This window comes from Maribacter sp. (assembly GCF_039968975.1).
In the GTDB taxonomy this organism is placed as follows: Bacteria; Bacteroidota; Bacteroidia; order Flavobacteriales; family Flavobacteriaceae; genus Maribacter.
The window spans coordinates 1-12,612 of record NZ_JBDVOT010000034.1 but is presented as its reverse complement, the minus strand read 5'-3'; the positions used below and the strand labels follow the sequence as shown (position 1 = coordinate 12,612).

Genomic DNA, 12,612 nt, shown 5'->3' with positions numbered 1-12,612 from the left:
ATTATGGGGATTATTTCATTTATAGGATTTACATTATTAGTAGCTATAATAGCGTATGTATCAACACGTAAAACAGATGAAAAATCCTCTGATGGTTATTTCTTAGGTGGAAGAAGTTTAACAGGGCCGATTATTGCTGGTTCATTATTATTGACAAACCTTTCTACGGAACAGATTGTGGGAGTAAATGGTGTGTCTTTTAGAGACGGATTGCCAATTGTTGCGTATGAAGTTTTAGCTGCTGTTGCAATGGTGTTTACCGCTTTTGTTTTACTACCTAAATATTTAAAAAGTGGGATAGCCACAATACCTCAATTTTTAGAAAATAGATATAGTAAATCTACTAAAACCATAGTTTCATTGTTATTTTTGTTAGGGTACGCAATTTCAATGCTGCCAACGGTTTTATACTCTGGTGCATTAGCGATTAATACAATGTTTGATATTCCTGAGGCTTTAGGTGTAGGACCGGAACAAGCACTTTGGATAACGGTTTGGTCTATTGGTTTAATAGGTAGTGTCTATGCTATTTTTGGCGGTTTACGAGCAGTAGCTGTGTCAGATTCAATTAATGCTGTTGGTTTAATTATTGGTGGTACACTTATACCTGTTTTTGGTTTAATGTATATTGGTGATGGTAATGTATTTACTGGGTTAAATACATTGACTACTGCACTTCCTGATAAATTTGATATTATTGGCGGCCCTGATTCTGATGTGCCTTTTTGGACCATATTTACAGGTATGATAATTGTAAATTTTTATTATTGGGGTACTAACCAAGCAATTATACAAAGAGCGCTTGGGGCTAAAAATTTAAAAGAAGGTCAAAAAGGTCTTTTGTTAGCTGCCTTTTTAAAAATTCTAGGACCAATTATAGTGGTATTACCAGGTATTATTGCCTTTTATATTTTTAAAGGTGATTTGGCAAATGCAGATGAAGCTTACCCTATGTTGGTAAAAAGAATACTGCCAACGGCATTTGTCGGCTTTTTTGCAGCTGTTCTTTTCGGGGCTATTCTAAGTTCGTTCAATAGTGCCTTAAATAGTTCTGTAACGTTATTTGGATTAGATTTCTACAAGCAATATATTGATAAGACCGCTTCTGACGTAAAAATTGTAAAAGCAGGAAAAATTTTTGGAGCGTTTTTAGCTATATTCTCTATGGCTATAGCGCCCCTTTTATATGGCGTGCAAGGTGGAATTTTCACTTATTTACAAGAGTTGAACGGTACGCATAGTGTGCCAATTTTAGCGATCGTAATTGTTGGTATTTTCTCTAAACGTGTTACCGCTAGGGGAGCAAATATGGCAATTTTGTTTAGTGTAATAACGTACTTGGTTGCATTGTATGTTGTTAGACCTATCAGTATAGAGAACGGCACTTATTTTCCTCACTTTTTACACCTAATGGGTATAATATTCGCTTTAGCATTAATAATTATGTTTATGGTAAGTTACTTTAAACCAAGGGAAACTGACTACGTTCAAGTATATACCAAACAAGTTGATATTCAAAACTGGAAGTATCTAAAACCTGTAGGGTATACTGTTTGTATTATAGTATTATTAATTTATATATATTTTGCTAACTAAATTTGTATATAATGTTTCTATTCTATTATTTAATTTTTTTGTAATCTGAATAAGATTCAATTAGCTTTTTCTATCAATTTTAAATCAATTATTTATTAAAACGAAATACTAAAAGTTGACAAGTCTTCTTTTTCGATTGTACTTCTATTTTAAATTCTTTTTTAGTTTACCGGTCTTCGTCATCAAGCTACACTATTACATAATTATATTATATGCTGATGTACCATAAAGTAATTTGTTGTTAACTATATTGTTCAAGCCAAATCCGTCTGAAGAAAAGTTAGGTACATAATCGTCTAGTTCATTACTATATTATGAAAAAGTAAAGCTGAATTAAATTTGGTACGGTTACTCCAGTATCATCAGCTATAGTTTTACTACATAATATCATCAGCTGTAAAAGTACCTAAGTCACCTATATCTAATATGCACAAATTTTGTAATTGGTTATTGAAACAAAATTAATATTATGGCTTTCGTTTACAATAGAGCTAGTGGCGTTTAACCTTAATTAAAAGCCTATTACATTAATATGCAATAGATTATTTAATCATATTAAACAGAATTTTGAATAAAGTATCTATAATCTAATATTACTTATAAATATTTAGATTTTAATACTTTGCTAGAAATCTACGTAATTTTTATGCTATCTACTTTTTTAAAGAAAGCAAGAAAGCTCAAATACTATTTTTTAAAGGCAAAGTTATTTTAGGCTTTATTGCATAATGTAATTTGATATTTCTTTATTCCTACAAAATACTTACATCAAAAAAAATTATTTTCTTACAATAAAATGATGTTTTGAAATTATAATAGACCACAGGTTAACTTTGTTGTAAAAGTTTGAGATATTTTAGAATGTGTTGTAGGGTAGTAGTTTAAAAATTATTTTACAAGCCTAAATTAAACGTTCGCAACAACTTTTTTTAATTTGACAACATTTTATATTAATTATACAATTAATTAGTTCATTTTTGATTTCAAATTAATTGTAGTTTTTTCTTACAATTACGGAAAGTGATTAACTATATTTAATAAAAATTTATCTTATAAATAATAATTGACATGAAATCAACTAAACTATCTGTTATCGGTCTGTTGTGGACTAAAAAAAATGCTTTTGTAGTTGTGCTTTTTATTTTACTATTTAATGTAAGTAATGCACAATCAGTTGGGATTAATACTTTAACTCCTGATCCTTCAGCAGCGCTTGATATACAATCTACCACAGGTGGTTTGTTAATACCACGTATGACCACGGCAGAAATTTCATCGCTAGTAAGTCCGGCAGATGGACTAATGGTTTTTAATTCTGATTTAGGAAACAGCATGATGTTTATGGGCGGTGCCCCATATAAGTTATACAATCAAACAGCAGGTACTGTAATCACAGTATTAAGTGGTATTGCTCCAACTTTTTGGTTAAACATAGATAATTTATCCTTAACTGAATTTTTAGGATTAGATATTCATCGTTTTCAAATGGATCTAACGGATGCCAATGAAATTAGAATTGTAGCAAATGTTACTGGTCTTACATTAGGCTTAGGAGGAGAGTTAACAATTGCGTTACAATATTCAACTGATGGTGGAACTACATGGACCTATGTGAAAAGCAGTAGTTTTGGACCTGCTTTATCAATTTCTGTAGATGGTTTAATAGTTACCCCTTGGACAGAAATTGATGCTATTGCTAAACAAGATGTTCAATTACGTTTAGTAGGTCAAGCATCTGGCGGTATAATTACGCAAGCTGGTCTTGGTCTTGTAATGATTGAAATTAGATAAAATTATTACCGCTTTACCACCATTATTTCTCTTTTACTCATAACAATTCTATTATGAAAACCAACGTCTTTCTTGGCTTACTTTTAACGTTAAATCTATTTACACTTTCGGCTCAAAATGGTTTGCATATTTCCGGCGCCGATATTTCAATAACTTCAGGAGCTTCAATTCGGGTTGACGAAGGTGATTTGACTATTACCGGTGATGCTGAGGTAAAGAATGAATCTCATATCAGCGTGGACGGTAATTGGCTTAACAATAATGCTGGAAATCAAGTTTTTACAGAGGACTCTGAAGGGATGGTTACCCTCACAAAAACAACTGATATTACAACTATTGGCGGCGGCAACACTACCTTATTCTACAATTTAATTTTAGAAGTTGATGAAGCTACTTTAGAAGTCAATACTATAGTTGGTGGTTCTATATCTGGTACTAATTTAGGGATATTAGATCTTAAAGATGTAAGTTTAGATCTTAACTCCAACACCTTACAAATTACCAATTCTTTAATTGGTGCATTAATTACGAACGAAGGATATTTAATTAGTGAAAATGTTTTAAATGAAAGCAAAGTATTATGGCAGACTTCTGCAACTGGAGGAGCATATACCATACCATTTGGATCTCAGTCAGGAGATTTTATCCCTTTAAGTATAGAAAGAGCAAGTGGTGATTTAGGGCAAATAACAGTATCTACTTACCCAACGGGATTAAACATGACCCCTTTACCAACCCTGCCGGAATCTGTTGGTAATATGAATACTACCACAGGAGAAAGTATAAGCACATCATCTTTAAATAGATTTTGGCAAATAGATAAGTCAGGCAGTGGTACAGCTAATCTTACCTTTACCTATGCTGATGGTGATATAGCGGCAAATGGAGAAAATAATCTTTCTTCCTATAGGTATAACTCTGTAGCTAGTGCATGGGAAAAAAAAGGAGCAAGTAGTATAAGTAGAACAAATAATACAGTAACGATACTCGGTGTAAACGAATTTTCTCCTTGGACAATGTCTGGTAGTCCAGAAAATATAGATGGTGATAATCTATCAAACGACAACGATACTGATGATGATAATGATGGTATACCAGATGACCTAGAAAACATATCATGTGCTACCTTTTATGAAGATTTTGGCACAGGGTCTTATCCTGGTGGTGCATTACCGGCCGGGTATACAACATATAATTATAGAGGAGACATTGCTGCTTTCGCAAATTTCCCAAATGCCTTAAATGATGGAGATTATGCTATTGCTACACGTGCTAACGAACCAGAAGGTAGTTGGCAGGCAGATTTAGGGGATCATACTACGGGTTCAGGATATATGATGGTGGTAAATGCAAGTTTTGATCCAGGAGATTTTTATAATAGAACAGTTGCTGTAAGCCAAAACACAACATACAAATTTTCGGCATGGTTGGTAAATGCCAATAGTGAAGGTAACCAAACTTTTTGCGAGTCGGAACCTGACGGTTTTATTTTACCTAACGTAAAATATGAAATTAGAGATTTAGACAATGCTAGTGCCGTAATTGCCAGTTATGATACTGGCGATATTGCTAGAACAGGAAATTGGCAAAATTATAATTTCGAATTCAACACAGGCACTTCTACCAACATTGAAGTTGTTTTAATTAATAATAATACAGGCGGTTGTGGTAATGATTTGGCATTAGATGATATTTCATTAATACCAACCATACTTTCTGGCGGAGCTGCTGCATGTGATTTTGATGGCGATGGTATACCTAATTCTCAAGATTTAGATTCAGATAATGACGGTATTTATGATATTGTAGAAGCAGGTGGTACCGATGCTGATAATAATGGAGTAGTTGATAATACAGATGATTTAGATAATGATGGTTTAGCAGATATTTATGATAGTAGTTGCCAAGCAACTTCTGCAGGACCAATAAATGCTGTAGGTGCAAATGTTGTGCAAAATTCATTTACAACACCTAATAATGCAATTGGTGCAACTGGAACATCAGATACAGGTGCTGCTGTTTCTGGTGTAAATACTTCTGAATTAGTTCTAGATTTAGGAACTTTAGTTCCATCAGGAACATCATTTACCTTGTATATGGCACATGCTACAGGAGGTACTCAAGGTGGGCAAATACATCAAACAGATGCTAGTGGTAATCAGATAGGATCTAAAATTTCTGATTATTCTGTATCTAGTAGTACTATCAATTCATTTACATATACAACTAATGCAGATACGCAATATATACAAGTATCAACCTATTGGGAAAATGTTCAAATTTTTGGTATTGAAGTTAGTTTTTCTGGATCAACAGACTGCTCTGGCACAGCCTTAACACCAACACAAACAACACCTGGAACACCAGACTATTTAAACCAAGACTCTGATGGTGATGCATGTACCGATGCTAAAGAAGCAGGTTTTACAGATGCTGATGAAGATGGCGAAGTAGATGGTACTGGGTATGCCACATGGGGAGCCGTAGAAGGTAGTGATGGGTATACAGGTACATCACCAAATGTAACAGATAGTAATAATTCAGTTGCTTGTGGAGGCCCGGCTGGCCCTGACTATGATAATGATGGTATTTTAGATGTAGATGATTTAGATAGTGATAACGATGGTATTTTAGATGCTGATGAAGCTACTAACTGTACAGGTGCACAAATAGAATGGACACACAATGGTGATTCAGGAAACTCTGACAGCGCTACATTTAATCCTGGTGATGAAGTATATTTTACAAACTACCCAGATATTATATTTGGATCAGGAATAGATGAAACTATAGATAATAATAATTATACCTATTTATTAAGAAATGCTGGTGAAGCTAACTTTGCAAATGCAAAAAGTGGTAATGATTATGCAGAATTATCTTTTGAACCTACTGAAATTTTAACTTTAAACGTATTACAATTAGGTTTCTTTACAAATTCGTCAGGAGACCCTGCTGAAACTGCAGGTCTTTTTAAAATGGCAATTGAATATAGTACTGATGCTGCATTTTCTAATCCAACATTATTATTTCAAGATATTCAAATTCCACAGATGATAGCTGGTGATTATATATCATTACCTCAAAGCGTATCTAACCTTACTTTACAAGGCGGAACACCTTATTATTTTAGATTTTATTTCTATGATGAACAAAATACAGATGCTTTTAATCGTGTTCGTTTTGATGATGTTCAATTCATAACTTCGGTTAAAGCTTCATGTGATGCAGATGGTGATGGCGTGCCAAATTATTTAGATCTAGATTCTGATAATGATGGTATTTATGACGCGGTAGAAGCAGGTCATAATGCAGCACATACCAATGGTCAATTAGATGGTGCTGTTGGTGCTGACGGTGTTCCAGATGCAGTTCAGGGCGTTGGAAATGAAGATGCAGGTACTGTTAATTATACTCTTGCAGACTCAGAAACAACACCAGATACTATTCCAGACTTTTTAGATTTAGATAGTGACGGTGACGGATTACCAGATAATATTGAAGCGCAGACTACAGCGGGTTATATAGCTCCAATTGCAGATAATGTAGCAACATACGAAACAAATAAAGGGGTTAATAGCGCCTATTTAGGAGGGCTGGACCCTGTAAACACAGACGGTGCAGATACGCCAGATTATTTAGATTTAGATGCTGATAACGAAGGTGATGATGATACTACAGAAGCCGGGCTTACATTAGCTGGTACAGATACAGATGAAGATGGTTTAGATGATAATACAGATGCAACAACAGATTACTCAGACCCTAATGGTACTATTGATGATCCCACTGCATTACCAAATGTTAATGATCCGGGTACACCTGAAGTAGATTATAGAGACGATGGATCTGTAGCATCATGTGGTACTGTAGACAGTGATAATGATGGTATTTTTGATGATTGCGATGATGATGATGACAATGATGGTATTTTAGATGATGTTGAATGTTCTTCAATCAGTTTAACAAATACAGATGGAGATTTTTGGGTAGCTTTAAATGGAGCAAATATTTTGAATCTTGCAGTAGGAGATGTTTTAATTAAAGATAATTATTTTATAGATCCTTATACATCGGTTACTTATAGTTTAAGAGCTGAAATAATAAATATTAATAAAAATGGTTCGTCCTCAATTGTAAAATTTGAAGATTCAAGTTATAAATTAAATTCAGGAGTTCCTTCTGATGAAGAATATTTTGAAGTTGAAATGTCAATTATTGAATCGGGATCTATTAGTGGAGCAAATCCTAATGGGATTATTCGAATTTTTCCAGAGCTTAATTTTACTTTGTTTGATTTAGATAATGCTTCTGCCTCAGGTGGAGGTTATACTGACATAGGTGGGTTTGATAGTGCTGGTGTTGTTTACTCTTTAGGATCAAAAATTTCACAGTATACACTAAGTGATGGTTCTATTGTTTATGGTCTAAGTGATTTTAGTATTGGAGATGCTGGTAGTCCAGCAGATAATCCAATATATTCTGTTGCTGCTAGATATGAAAACACCGGAACATTTAGAATTAAACATGGTGTATTTGGTACAGACAATTCTTCAGGAAACAGAGGAGGAGTTTTTGGAATGGAGTTTCCAATTTGTCCAGATACAGATACGGATGGAATACCTGATTATTTAGACGTAGATAGTGATAACGATGGTTGCCCGGATGCTTTAGAAGGAGATGGCTCTTATACCTATGCAGATATAGATTCTGAGTCAAGATTAACTGCCGCAGTAGACGGTTCTGGTATTCCTGGTGGTACTTCGCAAGGTGCAGGTACATCACTTGATGCTGGACAGCAAGCCGATGCTTGTGACCAATGTGATGCTTCTCACCCATCGTATGTAGATAGTGATGGTGATAACATTGCAGACTATTGTGATGATGATGATGATAATGATGGTATTTTAGATACAGATGAAGATACCTGTACAGGCTACACAGTAGTTAGACCTAGCGATTTAGGCTATACCGGTAATGAAATAATTGCAAGTGCAGTACATGATGTAAGTAGCTTATTTGGTTTAAGTACGGGATCAGTAATACTAACGCTTACAGATGCTTATGTAAATAGCACAGGTTCTTCTTGGAATACTTCAGGGTCTAATCCTGCCTCTTCAATAGCAATTTCTGGAACAATCCCATCTAGAATTCGAATTGACCATGGTTCAGGGTTAACTACCGTGGGTAGTAGAGAGGGAATTCGTTCTAACGGAGAAAAGTTCAATTTTACAGGCACACTAAATACAGGGTTTACACATTACAACCAAGGAACAGAATATTATGTAGAAAGAGACGCTTCTTCTGCAGATAATAATGCAGGTACAGAAATATGGGAGTCGGATGGTTATGCATCCTTTGTGGAGTTCTATACTTTAGATACAGCAAGTGTGGTTATTTTTAGGTTGTGTCCTGCAACAGATTCTGATGATGATGGTATTGCTAATCATTTAGATACGGATAGTGACAACGATGGTTGTCCCGATGCTCTAGAAGGAGACGGAAGTTATACGTATGCCGATATAGATTCAGAATCAAGACTGACCGCTACCGTTGACGCAGCAGGAATACCGGGAGGTTCTTCTCAAAATATTGGAACTTCAATAGATGATACCCAACAAGCAGCTGCATGTGATCAATGTGATCCTTCTCATCCTTCGTATACAGATACGGATGGTGATTTAATAGGTGATTTCTGTGATGAAGATGATGATAATGATGGTATTTTAGATATAAATGAATGTGGCGTGCCATTATTGGCAACCGGTACTGCAGGAGAAGGAACAAATACAATTACTGGTTCTTATGAAGCAGGTTTAATGACTACGGACTTTACATTAACATCTCCATCTCAAGTAGAAATTCCTTTAGGAACCCCGGCACCAGTAGAGCTTTATGTGTATACAGCAGGAGTTACAGATGGTCTTTTGGTCAATTGGGACGAAGGTTTTGTAAACCCAGGTAGTGTCTTTGACATGACTCTTACTTTACAAGAAGCAGAATATGGAAAATTACTATCATTAAGAATTGGTAATAATGCCCCAAGTTCTACTTATGGTGCTCAAAATGCAACCAAAGAAATTACTCTTTCATGGGCAGGAGGTAATGTCGCTGTTCTTAATGACCCACTAAATGAAATACTAAATTATGCCGATGGTGCAATAATTACATCTGGTACTGTTTTAGATTATGATACTGGCGGTAGCGCAGTAAGAGATTCTGAATGGTATATAGATTTAGACTTAGAAGGCGTTACCTATCCATACGACATAGATTACAATACAGTTTCTAGTGTATTAACGAGAAATGAAGGTTTTGCCTTTATACCTGTTGGTTGTTTAGATACGGATGACGATGGTTTAGCCAATAATATAGATACAGATAGCGATAACGATGGTTGTAATGACGCTGTAGAAGCTGGTCATACAGATAGCGATAATGATGGAGAAGTTGATGGTTCAGGATATGATGGAGATGGCAAAGTAACAGGAGTAACAACTGCTTATACTGGTACTAATACAGGTGTAACAACAGCTTCACAAACTAGTATTGACACTGCTCCTTCAGACCAAGAAGAGCGCGTTGGGGATGATGCTACATTTGTAGTTGCCGCATCTGGTTTAGAGGCTTCTATACATACGACTGGTACACCTAACTATGATACAAATTCTGATTCAGAACTAACGTATCAATGGCAAGTGAGTACAAACTCCGGTTCTACTTTCTCAGATATTGCAGGAGCTACAAATGCTAGTTTAACTGTATCCGATGTCACCCTAATAATGGACGGAAATATTTACAAAGTATTGGTAAGTCAAACCAATAACGCATGTCCAGAAGAAGCGCAAGCTACGTTAACGGTAATTAATAATGTGGATGCAATAAATGATACTGGGGCACTTACGACTGTAGAAGGTTTTACAGGAGTAACAGATGTTATAAATGTACTTGATAATGATGAATTAAACGGAGCAATTCTAAATCCTACAAGCGTAACAATTACTCCAGTTACGAATGGTCCTTTAACGGTTAATGGTGATGGATCTGTAGATGTTGCTAGTAATACAAATGAAGGGATTTATACTGTAGATTATCAAATTTGTGATGCTACAGACTCTACCAATTGTGATATAGCTACAGTAACGATAACTGTTGCAGCTAATAGTTTACCAACTGCTCAAGATGATGCCGTTTCAGTTCCTCAAGACAGCAGTAATAATAGTTTAGATGTTCTTGCGGATAATGATAATGGCGCTGATAGTTTTGGCGCTGATGGTCCAAATGCAGGGTCAATTACACTTCCTAGCACAACAACAACTAACGGAGGTACTGTTTCTGTAGATGATAATGGAACTTCTCTTGACCCAACCGATGATAAAGTATTGTTTACTCCCGCAGCAAGTTATAGTGGAGCTGATTCGTTTACTTATACTATTACCGATGCAAATAACGATACATCTACAGCCACTGTAAATGTAACCGTAGTAGCAACACCTACAATAGCAATTAATGTAGTCGCTGTAGATGATATCATCAACGCAACGGAAGATGATAGTCCAGTAACTATAAGTGGTACAACTACCAATGTAGAAGATGGACAAGTAGCAACAGTGGTTCTTAATGGAACGACCTATTCTCCTGTAGTTTCAGGGAATGCTTGGACCTTCGATATCACGGCTACGGAAGCACAAGCTTTAGATGCTACGGAAACCATAACTGCAGATGTCACTAATAGCTTAGGAACGTCAGCAACACAAGCAACGCGTGATATTCAACATATAACTACGCTTCCGGTACCGGTATTAACAATAGACGACATTACTTCGGACAACATTCTAAACGCAGCGGAAGCTGCTGCCAATGTAGCGGTAACGGGAACCGTAACAGGAGACTTCAACGATGGAGACACCGTAACCTTGACCGTTGACGGTACCGATTACACAGGAACTGTTGATGCTGCCGGTGACTATAGTATTGATGTACCAGGAAGTAAACTTACAGCCGACCCAGATTCAACAGTCGATGGTAGTGTAACTACAACAGATACTGCTGGAAACTCAGGAACTGCAACGGATACGCAAGTGTATTCCGTAGATACTGCTGCCCCTACTATTGCTATTAATGTTGTAGCTGTAGATGATATTATAAATGCAACGGAAGATGATAGTCCAGTGACCATTTCCGGTACAACTACCAATGTGGAAGATGGACAAACCGTAACGGTTACTCTAAACGGAGAAACGTATACAGCTTCTGTCTCTGGAAATACATGGACTTTAGATATTCCTGCGGCAGATGCGCAAGCTTTAGATGCTACAGAAACCATTACTGCAGATGTGAGTGATTTAGCAGGTAATCCTGCAACACAAGTAACTAGAGATATTCAACATATTACAACTGCGCCAGTACCTGTATTAGCAATTGACGATATCACTGCGGATAACATCCTAAATGCAACAGAAGCTACTGCAGATGTAGCAGTTACAGGAACCGTAACTGGTGATTTCAACGATGGTGATACTGTTACTTTAACAGTTGACGGAACTAATTACACAGGAACTGTCGATGCTGCAGGTGATTATAGTATTGATGTACCTGGTAGCAAACTTGCTGCGGATTCAGATTCAACAGTCGATGGTAGTGTAACTACAACAGATACTGCTGGAAACTCAGGAACTGCAACGGATACACAAGTGTATTCTGTAGATACCGCTGCTCCTACTATTACGGTAAATACTATAGCTGGTGATGATATTATAAATGCAACAGAAGATGATAGTCCAGTAACTATTTCTGGTACAACAACGGATGTAGAAGATGGTCAAATCGCAACGGTCGTTCTTAATGGAACAACCTATTCTCCTGTGGTTTCAGGGAATGCTTGGACCTTCGATATCACGGCTACGGAAGCCCAAGCATTGGATGCAACGGAAACGATTACTGCGGATGTGAGTGATTTAGCAGGTAACCCTGCAACACAGGCAACCCGTGATATTCAACATATTATTACTGATCCTACTATCACAATAGATGTAGTAGCGGTGGATGATATCATCAACGCAACAGAAGATGATAGTCCAGTAGCTATTTCCGGTGAAACTACCAATGTAGAAGATGGTCAGATTGTAACCGTAACCTTAAACGGAACAACTTATTCTCCTGTAGTTTCAGGGAATGCTTGGACTTTTGATATTACAGCAACGGAAGCACAAGCTTTAGATGCAA

General features: G+C 36.2%; 3 protein-coding genes. All 3 read left to right on the top strand.

Annotated features, from left to right (window positions below; translation table 11 throughout):
• The first annotated feature begins 3 nt into the window (after positions 1–3).
• On the top strand, positions 4–1,596 hold the full coding sequence (locus tag ABJI11_RS02040) for a solute:sodium symporter family transporter (protein WP_348348957.1): 1,593 nt from the start codon (positions 4–6) through the stop codon (positions 1,594–1,596).
• 1,068 nt (positions 1,597–2,664) lie between these two features.
• Positions 2,665–3,387, top strand: coding sequence for a hypothetical protein (locus ABJI11_RS02035; protein WP_348348955.1), 723 nt, complete (start codon positions 2,665–2,667; stop codon positions 3,385–3,387).
• 53 nt (positions 3,388–3,440) lie between these two features.
• Positions 3,441–12,612: Ig-like domain-containing protein (locus tag ABJI11_RS02030; RefSeq protein WP_348348953.1), on the top strand; the 9,172-nt coding region annotated here is incomplete at its 3' end.

Excerpts from the sequence above, each read along its gene's own strand:
- ABJI11_RS02040 (WP_348348957.1), top strand. The coding sequence starts at position 4 with ATGGGGATTATTTCATTTATAGGATTTACATTATTAGTAGCTATAATA.
- ABJI11_RS02035 (WP_348348955.1), top strand. The coding sequence starts at position 2,665 with ATGAAATCAACTAAACTATCTGTTATCGGTCTGTTGTGGACTAAAAAA.